This is a genomic window from Rhodovulum sp. MB263 (assembly GCF_002073975.1).
GTDB lineage: Bacteria > Pseudomonadota > Alphaproteobacteria > Rhodobacterales > Rhodobacteraceae > Rhodovulum.
Genome location: NZ_CP020384.1, coordinates 2,138,794 through 2,161,576, shown reverse-complemented (window position 1 = coordinate 2,161,576; position 22,783 = coordinate 2,138,794). Strand labels below are relative to the sequence as shown.

Here is a 22,783-nt window from a genome sequence, read left to right as displayed (position 1 = left end):
GGGAGACTGCGCCATGGCCGCGCGTAACTTCGACATGATCGTGATCGGCGCGGGGCCGGGGGGCTATGTGGCGGCAATCCGCGGCGCCCAGCTCGGGCTCAGCGTCGCCGTGGTCGAACGCGAACATCTGGGGGGCATCTGCCTCAACTGGGGCTGCATCCCCACCAAGGCGCTGCTGCGCTCGGCCGAGGTGTTCCACCTGATGCACCGCGCCAAGGAGTTCGGGCTGAAGGCCGAGGGGATCGGCTATGATCTTCCGGCCGTGGTCAAGCGCTCGCGCGGGGTGGCAAAGCAACTGGCCTCGGGCGTGGGGCATCTGCTGAAGAAGAACAAGGTCACGGTGGTGATGGGCGAGGCCACGCTGCCTGGCAAGGGCCGGGTTTCGGTCAAGACAGACAAGGGCAGCGAAGAGCTGACCGCCAGGGCCATCGTCCTGGCCACGGGCGCGCGGGCGCGCAACCTGCCGGGGCTCGAGGCCGACGGCAAGCGGGTCTGGTCCTACAAGCACGCGCTGCAGCCGCCGCATGAGCCGAAGAAGCTCCTGGTCATCGGCTCGGGCGCCATCGGCATCGAATTCGCCAGCTTCTTCAACACGCTGGGGGCCGAGACCACGGTGGTCGAGGTGATGGACCGCATCCTGCCGGTCGAGGATGCCGAGATCTCGGCCTTTGCGAAGAAACAGTTCGAAAAGCAGGGCATGACGATCCGCGAGAAGGCCACGGTCAAGCAACTCGACCGCAGCGCCGACAAGGTTGTCGCCCATGTCGAACAGAACGGCAAGCTCGAGAAGATCGAGGTCGACACCGTGATTTCCGCCGTCGGCATCGTCGGCAATGTCGAGGGGCTGGGCCTTGAAGGGCTGGGCGTCAGGATCGACCGGACCCATGTCGTCACCGACAAGTATTGCCGGACCGGGGTCGAGGGGCTTTATGCCATCGGAGACGTCGCGGGCGCGCCCTGGCTGGCACATAAGGCGTCCCATGAGGGCGTCATGGTGGCCGAGCTGATCGCAGGGCAGAAGCCGCACCCGATCAAGCCGGGCTCGATCGCGGGCTGCACCTATTGCCATCCGCAGGTCGCCAGCGTCGGGCTGACCGAGGCCAGGGCCAAGGAGCAGGGCCATGACATCAAGGTCGGTCGCTTCCCCTTCATCGGCAATGGCAAGGCCATCGCCCTTGGCGAGGCCGAGGGCATGGTCAAGACCGTCTTCGATGCCAAGACCGGCGAGCTGCTGGGGGCGCATATGATCGGCGCCGAGGTGACGGAGTTGATCCAGGGCTATGTGGTCGGCCGTCAGCTGGAGACGACCGAAGCCGATCTGATGGAAACCGTCTTCCCGCACCCGACCCTGTCGGAGATGATGCACGAATCCGTGCTGGACGCCTGGGACCGGGCGATCCATTTCTAGGGACGGGCCGGGACCCGTCTCAAGGCTGCGCCGTCCCTTCCGGGGCGGCGCCTGCATATCCGGGGGGCTACTCGACCGGGAGCTATTCGACGGGGAGCTTGGCGTTCAGCCACTCGCGGAAGGCTCCCATGTTGTAGACATCCTCGTAGCCCATCTTCTTCATCATCCGCGCGGCCTGGATCGCCTTGCTGCCATTCTCGCAGTAAAGCGCGAAGCTCTTGGCCGGGTCGAGCGTCGGGTCGAAATTGGGCCCCTGCCTGTTCGCCTTGTGCCGGATCATCATGAGCGGGATATGGATCGCCCCCTTGGCCTTGCCGCTGCGGGCGACCTCATGCGGTTCGCGGACGTCGATCAGAAGCAGTTCACCCTTTTCGGCATGGACGCTGGCATCCTTCGCGCGAATCTCCTCGATATACGGGTAGACCCTCGCCATGAGCTCGAACCAATTGGCCATCGCGCACTCCTGTTCTGAGATTTCCATCTGAACTATGGGGGGCGAGGGCCCGAATGTTAAGCGCGCACGGGGACGCAGCCCCGGCGGTCTTGAATGTTCCCGTCATGTTCTCATTTTTCGGTTGGAGATCGTGCTCGGGTCAACTATTTCTTCACAAGTATTCCCCGGGGGCAGTGATGGCCGAGCTGAAACGGATCGAGGTGCGCGGCGCGCGCGAGCACAATCTCAAGGATGTCGATGTCGACATTCCGCGCGATGCGCTGGTGGTGATCACCGGGCTGTCCGGCTCGGGCAAGTCCTCGCTTGCCTTCGACACGATCTATGCCGAAGGGCAGCGCCGCTATGTCGAGAGCCTGTCGGCCTATGCGCGCCAGTTCCTCGACATGATGGAAAAGCCCGATGTCGACCATATTGCCGGGCTGAGCCCCGCGATTTCGATCGAGCAGAAGACGACCTCGAAGAACCCGCGCTCGACCGTCGGCACCGTCACCGAGATCTACGACTACATGCGGCTGCTCTTTGCGCGCGCGGGCACGCCCTATAGCCCCGCCACCGGCCTGCCGATCGAGGCGCAGCAGGTGCAGGACATGGTCGACCGGGTCATGGCCATGGAGGAGGGTACGCGCGCCTATCTGTTGGCCCCGATCGTGCGCGACCGCAAGGGCGAGTATCGCAAGGAATTCGTCGAGCTGCGCAAGCAGGGCTTCCAGCGGGTCAAGGTCGACGGCCAGTTCCACGATCTGGACGAACCGCCCGCGCTGGACAAGAAATTCCGCCATGACATCGACGTGGTGGTCGACCGGATCGTGGTGAAGGCGGGGCTCGAGACCCGGCTGGCCGACAGTTTCCGCACCGCGCTGGATCTGGCGGATGGCATTGCCGTGATGGAGACCGCGCCGAAGGAGGGCGATCCCGAGCGCATCGTCTTTTCCGAGAATTTCGCCTGTCCGGTCTCGGGCTTCACCATCCCCGAGATCGAGCCGCGGCTGTTTTCCTTCAACGCGCCGTTCGGGGCCTGCCCCGATTGCGGCGGTCTGGGGGTCGAGCTTTTCTTCGACGAACGCCTGGTGGTGCCCGATGCGGCGCTGACCGTCTATGATGGCGCGCTCGCGCCCTGGCGCAAGGGCAAGTCGCCTTATTTCCGCCAGACCATCGAGGCCATCGCACGGCATTACGGGTTCGACAAGGCGACGCCCTGGAAGGATCTGCCGAAGAAGGTGCAGCAGGTCTTCCTGCGCGGCTCGGGCGAGGAGGAAATCGAGTTCCGCTATGACGAGGGCGGGCGGGTCTATCAGGTGACGCGGGCCTTCGAGGGGGTGATCCCCAACATGGAGCGCCGCTATCGCGAGACCGACAGCGCCTGGGTCCGCGAGGAGTTCGAGAATTACCAGAACAACCGCCCCTGCCAGAGCTGCGGCGGCCACCGGCTGCGCCCCGAGGCGCTGGCGGTGAAGATCGCGGGGCTGCATATCGGTCAGGTGGTCCAGATGTCGATCCGCGAGGCCCATGCCTGGGTGCAGACCGCGCCCGGGCATCTGAGCAAGCAGAAGAACGAGATCGCCCGCGCCATCCTCAAGGAGATCCGCGAGCGGCTGGGCTTCCTGAACAATGTCGGGCTCGATTACCTGACGCTGGCGCGCAATGCGGGCACGCTGTCGGGTGGCGAAAGCCAGCGGATCCGGCTGGCCAGCCAGATCGGCTCGGGCCTGACGGGGGTGCTTTACGTGCTGGACGAACCCTCGATCGGGCTGCATCAGCGCGATAACGGGCGGCTTCTGACGACGCTGAAGAACCTGCGCGACCAGGGCAATTCGGTGCTGGTGGTCGAGCATGACGAGGAGGCGATCCGCGAGGCGGATTACGTGCTGGATATCGGTCCCGGGGCCGGCGTGCATGGCGGCCGGATCGTGGCGAAAGGCACGCCCGAGGAGATCGCGGCCGATCCGGCCTCGGTCACCGGGCAGTATCTGTCGGGCACGCGCGAGATCGCGGTGCCGGCCGAGCGCCGGGCGGGCAACGGCAAGGCGGTGACGGTGGTCAAGGCCACGGGCAACAACCTGCAGGATGTCACCGCGCGGTTTCCGCTGGGCAAGTTCGTCTGCGTGACGGGCGTGTCGGGCGGCGGCAAGTCGACCCTGACCATCGAGACCCTGTTCAAGACGGCGTCCATGCGGTTGAACGGGGCACGCCAGACGCCCGCGCCCTGCGAGACCATCAAGGGGCTCGAGCATCTCGACAAGGTCATCGACATCGACCAGAGGCCCATCGGGCGCACGCCGCGTTCAAACCCCGCCACCTATACCGGCGCCTTCACGCCAATCCGGGACTGGTTCGCCGGGCTGCCCGAGGCCAAGGCGCGCGGCTATAAACCAGGGCGCTTCAGCTTCAACGTCAAGGGCGGGCGCTGCGAGGCCTGCCAGGGCGACGGCGTCATCAAGATCGAGATGCACTTCCTGCCCGACGTCTATGTGACCTGCGAAACCTGTCATGGCGCAAGGTATAACCGGGAAACCCTTGAGATCCGGTTCAAGGACAAGAGCATTGCCGATGTCCTCGACATGACGGTCGAGGATGCGCAGGCCTTCTTCAAGGCGGTGCCCTCGATCCGCGAGAAGATGGACGCGCTGATGCATGTGGGGCTGGGCTATATAAAGGTCGGCCAGCAGGCGACGACGCTCTCGGGCGGCGAGGCGCAGCGGGTCAAGCTGTCGAAGGAGCTGTCCAAGCGCGCGACCGGTCGGACGCTGTACATCCTCGACGAGCCGACCACGGGGCTGCATTTCGAGGATGTGAAGAAGCTTCTGGAGGTGCTGCACGAACTGGTCGACCAGGGCAATACGGTCGTGGTGATCGAGCATAATCTCGACGTCATCAAGACTGCCGACTGGATCATTGATATCGGCCCCGAGGGCGGCGATGGCGGTGGCCGGATCGTGGCCGAGGGCACGCCCGAAGAGGTGGCGGCCTGCGAGGCCAGCCATACCGGGCGCTATCTCAAGGACATGCTGAAGCCGCGCCGGGTCGCGGCCGAATAGCCGGTCTCGGCGCGGCAGGCGGCACGGGGGCGCTCAGTTGACGAGGGCGTCGATCGCGCCGATCAGGTCCAGCACTTTGCGGGTCTCGGGATCGACCCGGACCACCCAGCCGTCGTCGCGCAGGTAATAGCTGCCGCGCGGGTCGAGCCGGTAGCGGCGCGGGTCGTCGAGATGCCGGTAGCGGCCGTCGATCCGGTCTCCTGCCGCGATGCCGTGACCGAACCCGTCGCCCTTGCGGGCCTGACCGGGCGGCATGCAGGCGGGGCTTTTCTTGGCGAGGCCCGGCGGGCAATGGGGCGGCGCGGCAAGGCCAAGGTCAGGAGCAAGGGCGGGCGCAAGGGCGGTCAGGGCCGCCAGAAGGATCGGACGCATCGAGGATCTCCGCTTCAGGTTCGGAGGGAAACGCCCGGGGCGGCCGGAAGGTTCAGGCACCGCAACCGGCCTCGGCGCCGCTCCGCCGATGTCTTGCGAAGCGGCGGCGCGCGGCCGCAGCCGCGCGCGCCCCGCATGGTTCGGGCCTGTCAGTCCTTCTTGCAGGTGTTCACCCCGATCAGCGAGTAGAGCGGGCAGCTCGACATCAGCCCGGTCGCAAGGGGCACGATGCCGATCAGCAGCCAGTTGCTGTAGCCGACCAGGGCGGCGATCACCATCAGCGCGCCGATGATGATGCGCAGGGCACGGTCGAGGCCGCCGACATTTTTCGCAAGCAGGGATTGGGTGGTCATGGATGGGTCCTCCGATGGATGCCGTCCGGCCGTTCCGGACGCTATGGACCCAGTATGCGCGCGCCCGGTCCGCGCGTCTGTGACTGTGTCACCGGATCCTGTCATGGGGCCTTGTCACGGAGCTGCATCACTAGGTTGCATTGCCGGGCTGCAGCCCCGTGCGGTGTCACCTGACCCCGTCGGCCCCGGCGATCCGGGCCAGCCCCGAGGCATCCTCGATCGTCACGCAGCCGCGGTCGAGCCGCACCATCCCCGCCCGGGACAGCGCGTCGAGCCGGCGCGAGACCACCTCTCGGGCGGTGCCGATCCGGGTCGCGATCTCCTGATGGGTGGCATGGACGGCGCCATCGGTCGCGCGGTCCAGAAGATCGGCGGCAAGGCGGCTTTCGACCTTCTGGAAGGCCACCCGTTCCAGCAGCGCCATCACCGATTGCAGCCGCTGCGCGAAGGCGCCGAAGACGAAGCGGCGAAAGACCGGGCTGTCATCCATCAGCGCAAGGAAGGTCTCTTTGGGGACCAGCACCGCCTCGCAATCGGTGGCCGCGACCGCCTCGCCGGTATAGTCCTCGCCGCCCAGCAGCCCCAGTGTCGACTGCACGCAGGACTGTCCGGGTTCGATCGCGTAAAGCAGGATCTCGCGCCCCGTCGGGCCGATCAGGAAGACCTCGACCCGGCCCGTGAGAAGGATGGTGAAGCCGCGCGCCGCCTCGCCGGGACAGAACAGCACCTTGCCTTTCGGCAGCGGGCTGACCGGCAGCGTCCCCAGCCGGGCGGCGATCCCCGGCTCGAGGCCCGCAAGACCCTCGGCGCGCGCAAGCCAGCTCATCCGCGGCCGCGTTTCTCGAAGCGGGGCAGCATCGCCGAGAAGTCGAGACCCGAGCCGTCTTCCTGTTCGACGAATGTGGCGTAAAGCTCGGCCGCGCGCGCGCCCATCGGCGTGTCGGCATCGGCGGTTTCGGCGGCCTGCTGCGACAGGCGCAGGTCCTTCAGCATCAGGTTGGCGGCAAAGCCGGGCTTGTAGCCATTGTCGGCGGGGCTGGCCGGGCCGATGCCGGGGGCGGGGCAATAGGCATTCATGGACCAACTGTAGCCCGATGAGGTCGAGACCACATCGAACATCTTGTCGCGTGCCAGCCCCAGCTTGTCGGCCAGCGCGAAGGCCTCGCAGGTGGCGATCATGGTGACGCCGAGGATCATGTTGTTGCAGATCTTGGCGGCCTGCCCGTTGCCCGAGGGCCCGCAATGGACGGCCTTCTGGCCCATGATGTCGAACAGCGGCCGGACTGTCGCGAAGGCCGCGTCGCTGCCGCCCGCCATGAAGGTCAGGGTGCCCGCCGACGCGCCGCCGACGCCGCCCGAGACCGGCGCGTCCACCGCAAGGATGCCGGCCGCCTGGGCCTCGGCCGCGACGCTGCGGGCGCTGTCGACATCGACGGTCGAGCAGTCGAGAAGCACCGCGCCCTTTGCCATCGCGGGCAGGATCTCGGCCGCGACCGCGCGCAGGATCTCGCCGTTCGGCAGCATGGTGATGACCACCTCGCGGCCCTGGGCGGCGGCGACGCTGCTGTCGGCCATCGTCACGCCGTCGGGGCAGGGGGCGGCCGGGTCGTAGCCGGTCACCTCATGGTCCGCCTGCACGAGGTTCGCCGCCATCGGCGCCCCCATGTTCCCGAGCCCGATGAAGCCGATCTTCATTGCAGTTCCTCCTCCAGTTTCAGCCCGTATTCGCCCAGCGGCATCAGCATCCGCGCCACATCGGCGCCGGGCACCGCATCGAGCCCCTGGTGTTTCCAGCGCGGCTTGCGGTCCTTGTCGATGATGGCCGCGCGGATGCCTTCGAGAAAGTCGGAATGTTCCGGCGCGCGGTAGGTGAAGCGGTATTCCAGCGCCAGCGCCCGGCGGATGTCGTCCGAGCCCTTCAGCCGGTGCTGCATCTCGATGGCGCAGGCCATGGCCAGCGGGCTGTTGCGCTCCATCACCTTCAGGGCCGACAGCGCGAAGGCAGAACCATCGGCGCTCAGCGCGTTGACGATGTCGAGAAGGCGCTCGCCCGCAAAAAGCGCGTCGATCCGGGGCTGCAGCGCGGCCAGCTCGCCCGGCGGCGGGGTCCGGGCCGCGCGGTCGACGGCCTCCCAGTCGCCGGTTGCGATCAGCTCGTCGCGCAGCGCGGGCCAAGTGGTTTCGGGCACGAAATAATCGGCAAAGCCTGCATGTATCGCATCGGCCGGGCCCATCCGGCGGCCGGTCACGCCCAGATATTCGCCCATCCGCCCCGGCGCGCGGGCCAGGATCAGCGAACCGCCGACATCGGGCACGAGCCCGATCCCGCATTCGGGCATCGCCACCTGCGCGCTTTCGCCCACCACCCGGTGCGAGCCGTGACAGCCGATGCCGACGCCCCCGCCCATCACGAAGCCCTGCATCAGGCTGACGACGGGCTTGGGGAATTCGAAGAGCTTGGCATTCATCCGGTATTCGTCGCGCCAGAATTTCTGGCCATAGGCATAATCGCCGCTGGTGCCGGTCTCGTACATCACCGCGATGTCGCCGCCCGCGCAGAAGGCCTTGTTGCCCTCGGCATCGATCAGGATCATCCGGATCTCGGGATCGGGCGCCCAGGCATCGAGCGCGGCCTCGATCGCCAGAGACATCTCGTAGCTCAGCGCGTTCAGCGCCTTGGGACGGGTCAGGGTGATATGGCCGATCCGGCCCTGCTTGCGGATCCGGATATCGCTCATCCGCGTGCCTCCAGAAGCTGGCGGGCCACGATCAGCCGCATGATCTCGTTGGTGCCCTCGAGGATCTGGTGAACGCGGAGGTCGCGCACGATCTTCTCGATGCCGTAATCGGCCAGATAGCCGTAGCCGCCATGAAGCTGCAGACAGGTATCGGCGACCTTCGAGCCGGCCTCGGTCACGAAGGCCTTGGCCATGGCGCAGAAGCTGGTGGCATCGGGCGCGCCCTGGTCGAGCTTCCAGGCTGCCTGGCGCAGGAAGCTGCGTGCGGCCTGCAACGCGATCTCCATGTCGGCCAGGCGGAACTGCAGCGCCTGGAACCGGTCGAGGCTTTGCCCGAAGGCCTGGCGTTCGCCCATATAGGACAGCGTCGCGTCAAGGGCGGCCTGCGCCGCCCCCAGCGAACAGGCCGCGATGTTCAGCCGCCCGCCGTCGAGCCCGGCCATGGCATAGCGAAAACCCTTGCCCTCTTCGCCCAGCAGGTTCCCGGCGGGAATGGCGCAATTGTCGAACTGGACCTGCCGGGTCGGCTGGGCGCGCCAGCCCATCTTGTCCTCGAGCCCGCCGAAGGACAGGCCGGGCCGCCCGTCCTCGACCAGAAAGGCCGAGATGCCCTTCGGCCCGGCCGCGCCGGTGCGGGCCATGACGACATAGGCGTCGGAATAACCGCCGCCCGAGATGAAGGCCTTGGTGCCGCTCAGTGCCCAGCCCTCGGCGCCCCGCACCGCGCGGGTCTTCAGCGCGGCCGCATCAGAGCCCGAGCCCGGCTCGGTCAGGCAGTAGGACAGTACCGTTTGCATCGACAGCGCGTCTGGCAGAACCCGTGCGCGCATCTCGTCCGAGCCGAAGGCGTCGATCATCTTCGCGCACATGTTGTGGATCGACAGGAAGGCCGCGACCGAGGGGCAGGCCATGCTGAGCGCCTCGAAGACCAGCGTCGCGTCAAGCCGCGAGAGGCCCGACCCGCCCGAGCTTTCGCGCACATAGAGCCCGCCGAAGCCCAGCGCGCCCAGCTCGGGCCAGAGCGTTTTCGGGATCGTGCCCTCGGCCTCCCAGCTTCGGGCATGGGGCGCGATATGGTCCCTGGCGAACTCGCGGGCCAGATCGAAGACCGCCGTCTGTTCCTCGCTTAGCGCAAAATCCATGATCGCTGCTCCCCCGTCGCGAAAGAAATGAACGCCCGTTTAGTTAACGGCCGGGGCGGGGGGCATGCAAGCGTCCGCGACAGAGATTTCCTTTGCGTCAAATTCGCGACCAAATTAAAAATAGAATATAGAATCATTTTAAATGGGGTTTCCCTTGAAAAGGCTTTTCCTGATCTCCGCCGCCGCTGCCGGATTGATTGCAGCCGCCTCGGCCGGGTCTGCCGCCACGATCAGCTTCGATCTTGACGATCAGCGCGGCAGCGACCCGATGAAGACCGCCGTCACGCTGGAAGACGTGGCGGGCGGCGTCAAGATGAGCTTTCTGGTGAGCGATGCGGGCAACCAGGGCGACATCGCGGCGGTCTATTTCGATCTCGGCGGTGACGGATCGGTCGACTCGATCGAATGGACCGACCTTGGCCCGACGCTCGGCTTCGCCACTGACACCAAGAATGCCCAGGCCGGCAATATCGGGGCCGAGTTCGATATCGGCATCGCCATCGGCGCGGTCGGGTCCAGCGGGGATTTCTACAACGCCTTCAGCTTCCTCGTCTATGGCGCCGATCTCGACGTGACCGATTTCATCGGCCAGAGCTTCGCGGTGCGCGGCCAGACGGTCGGACCCTGCGCCAATCCGGGTCCGGCGCAGTGCAGCGGCAACGGGTCGTCCAAGATGTTCGGCACCGTGCCCGAACTGCAGCCCGAGCCGGCGCCGGTGCCGCTTCCGGCGGCGGGCGGTCTGTTGCTGGCCGGGCTGGCCGGGTTCGCTGCGCTGCGTCGCAGGACGCGCGGCTGACAGACCAGGAAATGATGGGCTCAGCAGGCGGGCGCCTTCCGGGGCGCCCGTGTTGCATTTCAGGAGCCGCGCTCAGAGATCGGCGCCGAATTCGTCGATCAGAAGCCGCACCACGGCCCGCATCGCCTCTTCGCGGTCGGCGCCCGCCGCCAGCGCCGCGGCATGGGCCTTGCGTTGCCGTTCGGCGCTGGTGCCATGGGCGATGACATCGCGCGCGGCAGTGACCTCGTCGAGACAGCCCAGCACGGCGGCATCGCTCTCGACGAGCTGGATCAGCTCTTCCAGCAGGTCGGCGAAGGGCACCAGTTCCTTGCGGCCGAAATCGACCAGCCCCTCGGAGACGCCATAGCGCTGCGCCCGCCAGCGGTTCTCGCCCACCAGAAAGCGTTCATAGACCCGCCAGCGCAGGTTCTCGCCCGCAAGCCGCCACAGCATCCGGAGCGTGCACTGGATCAGCGCCGCCAGCGACAGCGTGTGATCGAGCCGCGGGCTCATGTCGCAGATCCGGGTCTCGAGCGTCGGGAAGCGGGCCGAGGGCCGCAGATCCCACCAGATCTTGGTGGCATCCTCGATCAGCCCCAGCCGGATCAGCGTGCCGACCGAGCGGTCATATTCGGACCAGCTTTCGAAGCGCGGCGGCAGCCCGGTCCGGGGCAGGTTGTCGAACACGGTCAGCCGGTAGGAGGCCAGCCCGGTATCGACCCCTTTCCAGAACGGCGACGAGGTCGACATCGCCAGCAGATGCGGCAGGAAATAGGAAAACTGCGCCATCAGGTCGATGCGCTGGTCGGGATCGGGGATGCCCACATGCACATGCATGCCGCAGATCAGCATCCGCCGCGCCACCGCCGCCAGCGCCCGGTCGAGATCGTTGTAGCGGTCCTTGTCGGTATGGTGCTGGTCGAGCCAGTCGGCCGAGGGGTGGCAGGAGGCCGCGATCGGCGCCAGTCCGAAGCGCGCGGCATGATGCGCCACCGTCGCGCGCAGGTGCCTGAGCTCCTCCCGCGCTTCGGGGACGCTCCGGCAGACCCGGGTGCCGACCTCGATCTGGCATTGCAGGAATTCCGGCATCACCTGATCGCCGAGATCGGCGGCGCAGGCCTCCATCAGCTCCTTGGGCGCCTGCGCCAGCGCGCAGGTCTCGCGCTCGACCAGCAGGTATTCCTCTTCGATGCCGAGGGTGAAGTCGGGCTCGCTTGCGCACATGGTCCCCTCCCTGGCGCCGATCTGTCCGGGGAATGTCAGCAGGAAACGACCGCGCCCGCAAGATCGCGCGCGGCAGACGGGGGCCGGAAGGCGACGGTCACTGCGTGAAATCGGCCGTGACGGCGCCGGTCAGGGCGGGCAGGGTATGCGGATCCAGAGGGAAGACATGGCGGGGCGTTCCCGCCGCCGCCCAGACCGTGCCGAATTCCAGGAGGCGAGGATCGAGAAAGGTCCGGATCGGGCTCAGATGGCCGACCGGCGCGACGCCGCCGATGGCAAAGCCGGTCTGGACCCGGATCAGCGCGGCATCGGCCTTGCCGAGAGGCTCGCCCGCCAGTGCCGAGGCCTTCTCGTCCGAGACGCGGTTGCCGCCGGCGGTCAGGAACAGGATCGCCATGCCGCTGTCTTCGCCCCGGAAGATGATCGACTTCGCGATCTGGTCGAGTTCGCAGCCCACGGCCTCTGCGGCCTCCCGGGCGGTGCGGGTCTGGCCCAGCTCGCGGATGTCGGGGGTGATCCCGGCGGCCTCCAGAGCCGCACGGACCCGTTTCAGGCTTTTGCTCATCTCTGCCTCCGTTTTGCGGCGTTTCGCGGCGCGGACTATCGGCCCGGGGCGGGGTGGCCGCAAGCCCCGTTGACCGCCGCGCGCGCGCGCGGCATCACTCGGCCATGAGCTTCGCATCCCGCCTGACCCGCGCGCCCCTTGCGCATGAGCCCGACCGCGCCGCCGAGGCGGCCGACCGTTTCGCCGCCCAGCCGCCCGAGATCCGCGCCCTGCTGGAGGGCACGGCGGGCTGCAGTCCCTATCTCTGGGGGCTGATGACGCGCGAGGCCGACTGGCTGGAGGATCTGCTGGCCGGTGCGCCGGAGCCGGTCTTCGCGGCGCTGATGGACGAGGTCCGGGGGCTGTCGCTCGAGGCGCTCAAGCCCGGGCTGCGTCAGGCCAAGCGGCGCGCCGCGCTCCTGATCGCGCTGGCCGATCTGGGCGGGCTTTGGCCGCTCGAGGCGGTGACCGGCGCGCTGACCGATTTCGCCGATCTCTGCGTCGATGTGACGATCCGGCGCCTGGTCGCGGCCGAGATCGCGCGGGGCAGGCTGCCGGGTCTGAGCGAGGCCGATGCCGACACCGCGGGCGGCATGGTGGCGCTGGCCATGGGCAAGCAGGGCGCGCATGAGCTGAACTATTCCTCGGATATCGACCTGATCTGCCTGTTCGACCAGGACCGGTTCGACCCGGCCGATTTCCACGAGGCCCGCAGCGCCTTCGTCAAGATCACCCGGCGGATGACCGCGATCCTGTCCGAGGCCACCGGCGAGGGCTATGTCTTCCGCACCGATCTGAGGCTCAGGCCCGATGCCTCGGTCACGCCGGTCTGCATGTCGATGGAGGCGGCCGAGCGCTATTACGAAAGCCTCGGGCGGACCTGGGAGCGCGCGGCCCATATCAAGGCGCGGCCCTGCGCGGGCGACATCGAGGCGGGCTGGGCCTATCTCGACCGGCTGCGGCCCTTCGTCTGGCGCAAGCATCTCGATTTCGCGGCGATCCAGGACGCCCATGACATGCGGCTGAGAATTCGCAGCCACAAGGGTCTGCATGGCGGGCTGGTGCTGGAAGGCCATGACATGAAACTGGGGCAGGGCGGCATCCGCGAGATCGAGTTCTTCACCCAGACCCGGCAGATCATCGCGGGCGGCCGCGACCCCGAGCTGCGGGTGCGGGGCACGGTCGAGGGGCTGACGCGGCTGGCGGCCAAGGGCTGGGTGCCCGATGAGGTGGCCGAGACCCTGACCGCCGATTACCAGGCCCATCGCGAGGTCGAGCACCGGCTGCAGATGGTCAATGACGCCCAGACCCATCTTCTGCCCAATTCGGCCGAAGGCATCGTCCGGATCGCGCATTTCTGCGGGGCGCCCGAGGCCGGTCCCTGGCGCGACGCGCTGGCCGCGCGGCTGCGCCGGGTGGCGGGGCTGACCGAAGGCTTCTTCGCCCCCGGCAAGCCCGCCGAGGACCTGCCCGAGATCCCGAAGACCGCGGCCGAGATCGTCGAGCGCTGGCCGCGCTATCCCTGCCTGCGCACGACCCGCGCGCAGGAGATCTTCAACCGGCTCAAGCCCGATCTCTTCTCGCGGCTGACCAAGGCGCCGCGCCCCGACGAGGCCTTCGCGGCCTTCGACGGCTTCCTGGCCGGTCTGCCCGCCGGGGTGCAGCTTTTCTCGCTGTTCGAGGCCAATCCGCATCTGATCGACCTGCTGATCGACATCACCAGCGTCTCGCCCGAACTGGCGCAGTATCTCTCGCGCAATGCCCGGGTGCTCGACGCGGTGATCGGCGGCAGCTTCTTCGAGGACTGGCCGGGGCGGGCGGCGCTGACGGATGCGCTGGACGACCGGCTCGGGGCGCTCGGCGATTACGAGGCCCAGCTCGACGCCGCGCGGGCCTGGGCACGCGAATGGCATTTCCGGATCGGGGTGCATTTCCTGCGCGGGCTGATCGATGCCAAGACCGCAGGCGCGGAATATGCCGATCTGGCCGAGGCGGTGCTGGCAGCACTCTGGCCCCGCGTCGTGGCGCAATTCGCGGCCAAGCATGGCGCGCCGCCCGGCAAGGGCGCCGTGGTGCTGGGCATGGGCTCGCTCGGGGCCGGGGCGCTGAGCGCGCGCTCGGATCTCGACCTGATCGTGATCTACGATGCCGACGGGGTCGAGGCCTCGGACGGTCGCCGGCCGCTGGCCTCACGCGCCTATTACGCCAAGCTCACCCAGGCGCTGGTGACGGCGCTGACCGCGCCGATGGCCGAGGGCCGGCTTTACGAGGTCGACATGCGGCTTAGGCCCTCGGGCAATCAGGGGCCGGTCGCGACCTCTCTGCAGAGCTTCCGGAACTATCAGCGCGACGAAGCCTGGACCTGGGAGCATCTGGCGCTGACCCGGGCGCGTCCGGTCGCGGGCGAGGCGGCGCTGGGCGCCGAGGTCGAGGCGTTCCGGCGCGCACTGTTTGCCGACAAGGCGGATGTGGCGCGCACGGTTGCGGGCATTGTCGACATGCGGCGGCGGTTGGCCGGGGCCAAGCCCGCGAAATCGACCTGGGACGGCAAGCAGGGGCCGGGCAGGGGGCAGGATATCGAACTGATCGCGACGGCCGCGGCGCTGATCGCGGCCAGCCCCGCGACCGCGGTTGCCGAGCAGATGGCGGCCGGGGTCGATGCGGGCTGGTTGCGGCAGGACGAGGCTGCGGCGCTGGGCGCGTCCTACCGGCTGCAGCGCCGGATCCAGGGCGCGGCCAAGCTGATCTCGGACTCGCCGCTCGACCCGGCGCGGCTTGGCGAAAGCGGGCAGGCCTTCCTGCTGCGCGGCACCGGTGCGGCGGATGTGGCCTCGCTTCAGGACCTGCTGGAGATTCAGCGGGCGGCGGCGGCCAAGGCCATCGAGGCGGTGATTGCGCGCAGCCCGGCCGAGGAGGAGAAGGCGGATGCGGATTGAGCTGGCGGACCCGCGTGGCGTAATCCGCGAATCCTACCGGATCGAGGGCATCGGTGCGCCCGAATGCCGGTCGATCTTTCTCGACTGGGCGATCGGGTTGCCCGAGGGCGTCGACCCCCAGCGCGCGCTGCGGCGGCTGCTGGCCGAACATGCAGCCGCCGCGCCCGATCACCCGATGACGGCTGTGCTCCGGGCAGGGCTGGAGACGGGGCCGCGGGCGCGGCGGCGCGGCGGGGCGCGCGGCAGACGAAGCTGACCCCCCGGGACGGCGCCTCCCGGCTCTGATCCCCGCAATGTGACCTGCCGGGCCGGGCGGTTCGGGCCGGGAAGGGCGCCGGGCCGCTTTCGGAACATCGGGCCCGCCGCCGGATGTCCCCGACCCGGGCCATCCTGCGGGCAGGGCTGGTCGGCGTTCGTCGATCAGTGCCGCGAAACGCCCCGTCGTCTTCGGTTGCCCGTCTGGCCGGTGACCCGCCCGCGTTGCAGCGGCCATTCCGAAGCCTTTGCGCATGATCCGCGACACACTCCGCCCCGGGGGAGCTGCCTTTCTTGCGGGCTGTTGAACGGGCCAACCCGATGCAGCCCGGTCGGAATGGATTGCGGGCGTCGACTTGCCATGTGCCCGGGGCAAGTCGGGTTCCTGCGCGCTGTTGCGTCGTCGGGACCACGGACCGCGAGAGGAGGGAGGGGGCCGACCGGGTCCACCGCGGCCTGCCGCGGGTTCTTTCTGACCGGCCGGGCGCCCCGATACGCTTCCGGTGCAGGGGGCATGATCCGGGTCGGATTTTTCCTGCACCCGCCCGGGGATGGGCGCGGTCGGGCAACGCCATAGGAATGTGAGGCAGACTCATAACAATGGTGACAAACATGAATTGGACTTGTCTCGCAGAAGGCGCTACCTGCCGCCCATGACCCATACCGTACCCCGCCCCGCCCGCCTCGCCCTCTCGCCCGTCTTCGACACCCTTCGTGCGGCTGCGCGTGACCGGGTTCTGGTCCTTGACGGGGCGATGGGCACGCAGATCCAGAAGCTCGGCCTGAGCGAGGAGGATTTCACCGGCCATGGGGCGGGTTGCGGATGCCATCTGCATGGCGACAAGCCGCAGAAGGGCAATAACGACCTCCTCAATCTCACCAATCCGGATGTGATCGAGGAGATCCATTACCGCTATGCCCTCGCGGGCGCGGATCTGGTCGAGACCAACACCTTTTCCTCGACCACCATCGCCCAGGCCGATTACGGTCTGGAAGACAAGGTCTTCGCGCTGAACGAGGCGGGCGCGCGGCTGGCGCGCAAGGCCATGGACCGGGCCGAGGCCGAGGACGGGCGGCACCGCTTCGTCGCGGGCGCGCTGGGGCCGACCAACCGCACCGCCTCGATCAGCCCCGATGTGAACGACCCCGGATACCGGGCCGTCAGCTTCGACGATCTGCGGATCGCCTATGCCCAGCAGCTGCGCGGGCTGATCGCGGGCGGCACCGATCTGGTGCTGATCGAGACGATCTTCGACACGTTGAACGCCAAGGCCGCGATCTTCGCCTGCGAGGAGGTGTTCACCGAGACCGGCCTGCGCCTGCCGGTGATGATCTCGGGCACCATCACCGACCTGTCGGGGCGCACGCTCTCGGGGCAGACGCCCACGGCCTTCTGGCATTCGGTCCGTCACGCGAACCCGCTGACCATCGGGCTGAACTGCGCGCTGGGGGCCGATGCGATGCGCCCGCATCTGGCCGAGCTTTCGGCCGTGGCCGATACCCTGATCTGTGCCTATCCCAATGCGGGGCTTCCCAACGAGATGGGCGAATACGACCAGACCCCGGACGAGATGGCGGCGCTGGTCGCGGGCTTCGCAGAGGACGGGCTGGTCAACGTGGTCGGCGGCTGCTGCGGCTCGACCTACGATCATATCGCGGCCGTGGCACAGGCGGTGAAGGGGCATGCCCCCCGCAGCCTGCCCAGGCCCGCGCGTCATTTGCGGCTGTCGGGGCTCGAGCCCTTCACCCTGACCGACGATATCCCCTTCGTGAATGTGGGCGAGCGGACGAACGTCACCGGCTCGGCCCGCTTCCGCAAGCTGATCAAGGAGCAGGATTACGCGACCGCCCTGGATGTGGCGCGCGATCAGGTCGAGAACGGCGCCCAGATCATCGACGTGAACATGGATGAGGGGCTGATCGATTCGAAACAGGCGATGATCGATTTCCTGAACCTCGTCGCCGCCGAGCCCGATATCGCCCGCGTTCCGGTGATGATCGACAGCTCGAAATGGGAGGTGATCGAGGCCGGCCTGAAATGCGTGCAGGGCAAGCCCGTGGTCAACTCGATCTCGATGAAGGAGGGCGAGGAGGCCTTCCTGCATCATGCGCGGCTGTGCCGGGCCTATGGCGCGGCGGTGATCGTGATGGCCTTCGACGAGCAGGGCCAGGCCGATACCGAGGACCGCAAGGTCGAGATCTGCCGGCGTGCCTACAAGCTTCTGACCGAGGAGGTCGGCTTCCCGCCCGAGGACATCATCTTCGACCCCAATGTCTTCGCCGTCGCGACCGGCATCGAGGAGCATGACAATTACGGCGTCGATTTCATCGAGGCCACCCGCCGGATCACGGCCGATTGCCCGCATGTCCATGTCTCGGGCGGTGTCTCGAACCTGTCCTTCAGCTTCCGCGGCAACGAGCCGGTGCGCGAGGCGATGCATGCGGTCTTCCTGTACCACGCCATCCAGGCCGGCATGGATATGGGCATCGTCAATGCCGGGCAGCTGGCAGTCTATGACCAGATCGACCCCGAGCTGCGCGAGGCCTGCGAGGATGTGGTTCTGAACCGCAACGCCAATGCCACCGAGCGGATGCTGGAGCTGGCCGAGAAATATCGCGGGCAGGGCGGCGGCAAGACCCGCGAGAAGGACATGTCCTGGCGCGAGCTGCCGGTCGGGAAACGGCTGGAACATGCGCTGGTCAACGGCATCACCGAATTCATCGAGGCCGATACCGAGGAAGCCCGGCTGGCCGCCGAGCGACCACTGCATGTCATCGAGGGCCCGCTGATGGCGGGGATGAACGTGGTCGGAGACCTCTTCGGCGCGGGCAAGATGTTCCTGCCGCAGGTGGTGAAATCGGCGCGCGTGATGAAGCAGGCCGTGGCCGTGCTGCTGCCCCATATGGAGGCCGAGAAGGATGGCCGCCGCGAGGCTGCGGGCAAGGTCCTGATGGCCACCGTCAAGGGCGACGTCCATGACATCGGCAAGAACATCGTCGGCGTCGTTCTGGCCTGCAACAATTACGAGATCGTCGATCTGGGGGTGATGGTCCCGCCCGAGAAGATCATCGCCGCCGCGAAGGAGCACGAGGTCGACATCATCGGCCTGTCGGGGCTGATCACGCCCTCGCTCGACGAGATGGTGCATATGGCCTCGGAGATGGAGCGTCAGGGCTTCGACATTCCGCTGCTGATCGGGGGGGCGACCACCAGCAAGGTGCATACGGCGGTGAAGATCGCGCCGCATTACAGCCGGGGGCAGGCGGTCTATGTCACCGATGCCAGCCGCGCGGTGGGCGTGGTCTCGTCGCTCCTGAGCGACAACCAAAGGGCGGGCTATGTCGAGGGCATCCGCGAGGAATATCGCGAGATCGCCGAAAAGCATGCCCGTGGCGAGGCCGCCAAGAAGCGTCTGCCGCTGGCTGCGGCCCGCGCCAATCCGGTGCCGATCGACTGGACGGCCCATGCCCCGGTCAGGCCCTCCTTCCTCGGCACCAGGGTCTATGACCGCTGGGATCTGTCGGATCTGGCCGCGCATATCGACTGGACGCCGTTCTTTCATGCCTGGGACATGCGGGGGGTGTTTCCGCGCATTCTCGAGGACGAGAAGAAGGGCGAGGCGGCGCGCACGCTTTACGACGATGCGCGGCGGATGCTCGACCGGATCGTGCAGGGCGCGTGGTTCGCGCCGAAGGGCGTGGTGGGCTTCTGGCCTGCCAATGCGGTGGGCGACGATGTCCGGCTTTACACCGGCGAGGACCGGACCGGGACGCTTGCGACTTTCCATACGCTGCGCCAGCAGACCGCCAAGCGGCCGGGCGTGGCCAATGCCGCGCTGTCGGATTTCGTGGCCCCCGAAGGCGTCGCGCCCGACTATCTGGGCGGTTTTGCGGTGACCGCGGGCCCCGAGGAGGTCGCCATCGCCGAGCGCATGGCGGCCGAACATGACGACTATAGTGCGATCATGGTCAAGGCGCTTGCCGACCGCATCGCCGAGGCCTTCGCCGAACGGATGCATTCGGAAGTGCGCCGGACGCTCTGGGGCTATGCGCCCGACGAGGCCTTCAGCCCCGAAGAGCTGATCGCAGAGCCCTACAAGGGCATCCGGCCCGCGCCGGGCTATCCGGCCCAGCCCGACCATACCGAGAAGGTGACGCTGTTCCGGCTGCTCGATGCCGAGCGCGCGGTCGGCATCCGGCTGACCGAGAGCATGGCGATGTGGCCGGGCTCGTCGGTCTCGGGGCTCTATTTCGCCCATCCCGACAGCTATTATTTCGGGATCGGCAAGGTCGAGGCCGACCAGGTCGCCGATTATGCCGCGCGGAAGGGGATTGCGCTCTCCGAGGCCGAACGCCATCTGGCACCGGTGCTGAATTACACCCCCGGCAGGGGCGGCGACGCGGCGGCAGCCTGAAGCCACGCGCTCTACGCGCCCGGCGGATCTCGCCGGGCGCTCAGCCCCGTTTCAGGGCCCGGGCCGTCAGGCTCGACAGCGCCAGCGAGGCCAGCACGCAGAAGGTGAAGAGGTAAAGCCCCCAGGCGGTCTCGACCCGGCCCATGCCGATACCCTTGACCACCACCACATAGATCGCGATCAGGAACACATCGGCCATGGCGAGCTTGCCCATGACATGGATCGCGGGCAGCAGCCGTGGCGAGGCCAGATCGTACTGGATCAGCGCCAGCCCCACGGTCTTGGCATAGGGCGCGACCAGCGCCAGAAGCGTCACCAGCAGCGCCAGCAGGATGTCGGTCTGCCAGAGCGAGGCGAGCCCCGACAGCACCGAGATCTCCGACAGTCCGAACAGTGGCAACAGCCCCGCGCGCAGCAAGGGCGCCGCCCAGGCGATGGGGAACAGGACCAGCAGCGCCAGATTGGCGAGGCGCAGCAGGCGCAGGGTCACGGCCGTTCCGTCACCGCACCGCCTCGATGGGGCCTTCGGCGCGGCCATGGATGAACTGGTCGAGATAGGGATCGCCCGAGTGGTCCATGTCGGCGACGGGGCCCGTCCACTGGATCACGCCGCCATGCAGCATCGCCACATTGTCGGCAATTGCCCGGACGGAGCTCATGTCATGGGTGATAGTCATGGCGGTCGCGCCCATCTCGACCACGATCTCGCGGATCAGCTCGTTGATGACGCCGGCCATGATCGGGTCGAGCCCGGTCGTGGGCTCGTCGAAGAAGATGATCTCGGGCTCGGCCGCGATGGCGCGAGCCAGGCCCACGCGCTTTTGCATGCCGCCCGAGAGCTCGGCCGGGAACAGCTCGGCGACATCGGGCTTCAGCCCGACCCGGCGCAGCTTCTCGATGGCGATCTCGCGGGCCTCGGCCTTGGGCCGCTTGCCGGGGCCGCGCAACAGCCGGAAGGCCACGTTCTGCCAGACCGGCAACGAGTCGAACAGTGCGCCGCCCTGGAACAGCATCCCGAACCGCGCCAGAAACGCCTCGCGCTCGGCCTTCGAGGCGTCTTCGCCCTGGATCAGGATCTGGCCCGCATCGGGCCTGACAAGCCCGAGGATGCATTTCAAAAGCACCGACTTGCCGGTGCCCGAGCCGCCGATGATGACCATGCTCGCGCCTTTCGGAACGGACAGGTTGACGTCGCGCAGCACGCGGTTGCGGCCGAAGGCCTTTTCGATGTGGCGAAGCTCGATCATGCGGAGAAGAACAATGTGGTGAGAAGATAGTTCGAGGCGAGGATCAGGATCGAGGCGGCCACCACGGCGGATTTCGTGGCCGCGCCGACGCCCTGGGCGCCGCGACCCGAATTCATGCCGAAATAGCAGCCCACGAGCGCGATCAGGAAGCCGAAGACCGCGCCCTTGATCAGCCCCGAGGTCACGTCCCAGAACTCGAGGTAATCGGCGGTATTCTTGAGATAGGCGGCGGCGTTCAGCCCGAGGCTCTTGGTGCCGACCAGATAGCCGCCGAGAATGCCGATGGAATCGCCCACCGCCACCAGGATCGGCACGGTCAGCGTCGCTGCCAGCACCCTCGGCACGGTCAGATAGCGCATCGGGTCGGTCGAGAGCGTGGCCAGGGCGTCGATCTGCTCGGTCACCTTCATCGTGCCGATCTCGGCCGCGATCGACGAGGCCACGCGCGCGGCCACCATCAGCCCGCCAAGGACCGGTCCAAGCTCGCGCACCATGCCGATGGCCACGATCGAGGGCACCACCTGCCCGGCATTGAAGCGCGAGCCGCCCTCGTAGATCTGCAGCGCCAGAGCGGCCCCGGTGAAGACGGCGGTAAGCCCGACCACGGGCAGGCTGTTATAGCCGATCACCCAGATCGCATGGCCGAGCTCGCGCAGGTAGAAGGGTGGCCGGACCAGGGCGTAGAGTGTGGCCAGGCCATAGAGCGCAATCCGGCCGATGGCCGCGAGCGCCCCCAGTACGGCGCGTCCGAGCGCGCCGAGCGGCGCCAGCAGGGTCATGCCCCGGCTCCGCTGACGTAACGGCGGGCATAGCGGCGCCCGAGCGCGGTCATGATCTCGTAGCCGATGGTTCCGGCCGCGTCGGCGACCGCATCCACCCCCTGTTCGGGGCAGAGCAGGTCGAGCGCGGGCGGCACCTTGCGAAGATGGGTGATGTCGGCGGTGATGAGGTCCATCGAGACCCTCCCGAGGATCGAGCAGGGCGTGCCCTCGAACCAGAGCTGGCCCCGGTTCGACAGCGCCCGGTGCATGCCGTCGGCATAGCCTGCTGTGACGGTCGCGACCACGCGGCGATCGGGGGCGGTATATGTATAGCCGTAACCGATGCTCTCGCCCGGTTCAACCTCGCGGGTCTGGATCACCGGGAAGGAGAGGCCGACGACCGGCTCGGCCTCGGCGAAGGGCATCCCGCCATAGACGCCCATGCCGGGCCGGGTGACGTCGAAATGATAGTCCGGTCCCAGCAGCACCCCGCCGGTGGCCGAGAGCGAGCGCGGCACGTCGCAGCCTTCGGTCATCTCGCGGAAGGCGGTCAGCTGCTGGAGGTTCGCGGGGTGCTCGGGCTCGTCGGCGCAGGCCAGATGGCTCATGATCAGAACCGGCTTCGCGGCCAGAACGATCTCGCGCAGCGCGGCCCATTCGGCCGGTTCGAGACCCAGCCGGTTCATCCCCGAATCGAGCTGGATGCCGAAGGGCCGGCCGGGCAGGCCCTCCATATGGCGGGTGAGCTGCTCGACCGAGTTCAGCATCGGCACCAGATCGAGATCGCCGATCATGTCGGTATCGCCCGGCATATGGCCCGAGAACACGCAGATCTGCGGCCCCGGTCCCAGCGCGTTGCGGATCTGGGCGCCTTCCTCGGCGGCGGCGACGAAGAAGCGCCGGGCGCCGGCCTGGGCCAGCACGCGGGCGACGCGGTCGCCGCCAAGCCCGTAGCCGTCGGCCTTGACGACGGCCCCCGTTTCCACGCCCGCCCCGCTTGCGCGGTCGAGCGCCTTCCAGTTCCGCGCGAGCGCGTCGAGATCGATCGTGAGTGTTCCGGTAGCCATGGGCGCTGTTGTGCCACGCGCGCGGGCCGCGTCAAGAGCGGAATGCCCCGGGCG

General features: G+C 67.8%; 19 protein-coding genes. 6 read left to right on the top strand and 13 right to left on the bottom strand.

From position 1 onward, the window contains the following. The first annotated feature begins 13 nt into the window (after positions 1–13). Positions 14–1,408 (top strand): dihydrolipoyl dehydrogenase, encoded by a 1,395-nt coding sequence (gene lpdA, locus B5V46_RS10055; RefSeq protein ID WP_080616480.1) that lies wholly within the window; start codon positions 14–16, stop codon positions 1,406–1,408. 82 nt (positions 1,409–1,490) lie between these two features. On the opposite strand, the gene B5V46_RS10050 is transcribed toward lpdA, so the two are convergent. Continuing rightward, on the bottom strand, positions 1,491–1,862 hold the full coding sequence (locus tag B5V46_RS10050) for a rhodanese-like domain-containing protein (RefSeq protein WP_196774232.1): 372 nt from the start codon (positions 1,860–1,862) through the stop codon (positions 1,491–1,493). A 176-nt stretch (positions 1,863–2,038) separates the two neighbouring features. Here B5V46_RS10050 and uvrA point away from each other — a divergent pair, with 176 nt between their 5' ends. After that, entirely contained in the window at positions 2,039–4,897 is a 2,859-nt protein-coding gene (gene uvrA, locus B5V46_RS10045; RefSeq protein ID WP_080616478.1) for an excinuclease ABC subunit UvrA, read from the top strand. Positions 4,898–4,930: 33 nt separating this feature from the next. On the opposite strand, the gene B5V46_RS10040 is transcribed toward uvrA, so the two are convergent. The 6 genes from B5V46_RS10040 to B5V46_RS10015 all read right to left on the bottom strand — a co-directional run bounded on the left by B5V46_RS10040 (position 4,931) and on the right by B5V46_RS10015 (position 9,502). Further along, positions 4,931–5,269: a hypothetical protein gene (locus tag B5V46_RS10040; protein WP_080616477.1), complete on the bottom strand. Its 339-nt coding sequence runs from the start codon at positions 5,267–5,269 to the stop codon at positions 4,931–4,933. A 149-nt stretch (positions 5,270–5,418) separates the two neighbouring features. Beyond that, positions 5,419–5,622 carry a DUF2892 domain-containing protein gene (locus B5V46_RS10035; RefSeq protein ID WP_080616476.1) on the bottom strand — a complete coding sequence of 68 codons (204 nt, stop codon included), beginning with the start codon at positions 5,620–5,622 and terminating at the stop codon, positions 5,419–5,421. Positions 5,623–5,788: 166 nt separating this feature from the next. After that, complete coding sequence (locus tag B5V46_RS10030; RefSeq protein ID WP_080616475.1) at positions 5,789–6,448, bottom strand: Crp/Fnr family transcriptional regulator; 660 nt, start codon at positions 6,446–6,448, stop codon at positions 5,789–5,791. Further along, a complete protein-coding gene (mmsB, locus tag B5V46_RS10025; protein ID WP_080616474.1) occupies positions 6,445–7,317 on the bottom strand; it encodes a 3-hydroxyisobutyrate dehydrogenase in 873 nt (290 codons plus the stop codon). Before mmsB ends, B5V46_RS10030 begins: the two co-directional genes overlap by 4 nt. Then, the gene (locus B5V46_RS10020; protein WP_080616473.1) at positions 7,314–8,360 is read right to left on the bottom strand and encodes an enoyl-CoA hydratase/isomerase family protein; all 1,047 of its coding nucleotides are present in this window, start codon (positions 8,358–8,360) and stop codon (positions 7,314–7,316) included. The genes mmsB and B5V46_RS10020 overlap by 4 nt, the downstream gene beginning before the upstream one ends. Then, the gene (locus B5V46_RS10015) at positions 8,357–9,502 is read right to left on the bottom strand and encodes an acyl-CoA dehydrogenase family protein (protein WP_080616472.1); all 1,146 of its coding nucleotides are present in this window, start codon (positions 9,500–9,502) and stop codon (positions 8,357–8,359) included. Before B5V46_RS10015 ends, B5V46_RS10020 begins: the two co-directional genes overlap by 4 nt. 154 nt (positions 9,503–9,656) lie before the next feature. Between B5V46_RS10015 and B5V46_RS10010 the strand changes: the two genes are divergently transcribed. Then, on the top strand, positions 9,657–10,298 hold the full coding sequence (locus B5V46_RS10010; protein WP_196774231.1) for a VPLPA-CTERM sorting domain-containing protein: 642 nt from the start codon (positions 9,657–9,659) through the stop codon (positions 10,296–10,298). A 72-nt stretch (positions 10,299–10,370) separates the two neighbouring features. On the opposite strand, the gene B5V46_RS10005 is transcribed toward B5V46_RS10010, so the two are convergent. Both B5V46_RS10005 and B5V46_RS10000 read right to left on the bottom strand, forming a co-directional pair. Beyond that, complete coding sequence (locus B5V46_RS10005; protein WP_080616470.1) at positions 10,371–11,504, bottom strand: carboxylate-amine ligase; 1,134 nt, start codon at positions 11,502–11,504, stop codon at positions 10,371–10,373. Between the two features lie 97 nt (positions 11,505–11,601). After that, a complete protein-coding gene (locus tag B5V46_RS10000) occupies positions 11,602–12,069 on the bottom strand; it encodes a YbaK/EbsC family protein (RefSeq protein WP_080616469.1) in 468 nt (155 codons plus the stop codon). 104 nt (positions 12,070–12,173) lie between these two features. Here B5V46_RS10000 and B5V46_RS09995 point away from each other — a divergent pair, with 104 nt between their 5' ends. The 3 genes from B5V46_RS09995 to metH all read left to right on the top strand — a co-directional run bounded on the left by B5V46_RS09995 (position 12,174) and on the right by metH (position 19,654). Further along, positions 12,174–14,984, top strand: coding sequence for a glutamine-synthetase adenylyltransferase (locus tag B5V46_RS09995; RefSeq protein ID WP_080616468.1), 2,811 nt, complete (start codon positions 12,174–12,176; stop codon positions 14,982–14,984). After that, a complete protein-coding gene (locus B5V46_RS09990) occupies positions 14,974–15,240 on the top strand; it encodes a hypothetical protein (RefSeq protein WP_080616467.1) in 267 nt (88 codons plus the stop codon). The genes B5V46_RS09995 and B5V46_RS09990 overlap by 11 nt, the downstream gene beginning before the upstream one ends. A 652-nt stretch (positions 15,241–15,892) precedes the next feature. Next, positions 15,893–19,654: a methionine synthase gene (metH, locus tag B5V46_RS09985; RefSeq protein ID WP_080616466.1), complete on the top strand. Its 3,762-nt coding sequence runs from the start codon at positions 15,893–15,895 to the stop codon at positions 19,652–19,654. Between the two features lie 40 nt (positions 19,655–19,694). On the opposite strand, the gene B5V46_RS09980 is transcribed toward metH, so the two are convergent. The 4 genes from B5V46_RS09980 to alr are packed head-to-tail and all read right to left on the bottom strand — an operon-like array spanning position 19,695 to position 22,729. After that, a complete protein-coding gene (locus tag B5V46_RS09980; RefSeq protein WP_196774393.1) occupies positions 19,695–20,132 on the bottom strand; it encodes a paraquat-inducible protein A in 438 nt (145 codons plus the stop codon). A 22-nt stretch (positions 20,133–20,154) separates the two neighbouring features. Beyond that, positions 20,155–20,901, bottom strand: a complete 747-nt coding sequence (locus B5V46_RS09975) for an ABC transporter ATP-binding protein (protein WP_080616464.1) — start codon at positions 20,899–20,901, stop codon at positions 20,155–20,157. Continuing rightward, a complete protein-coding gene (locus B5V46_RS09970; RefSeq protein WP_080616463.1) occupies positions 20,898–21,680 on the bottom strand; it encodes an ABC transporter permease in 783 nt (260 codons plus the stop codon). Before B5V46_RS09970 ends, B5V46_RS09975 begins: the two co-directional genes overlap by 4 nt. Further along, a complete protein-coding gene (gene alr, locus B5V46_RS09965) occupies positions 21,677–22,729 on the bottom strand; it encodes an alanine racemase (protein ID WP_080616462.1) in 1,053 nt (350 codons plus the stop codon). The genes B5V46_RS09970 and alr overlap by 4 nt, the downstream gene beginning before the upstream one ends. Positions 22,730–22,783: the final 54 nt, after the last annotated feature.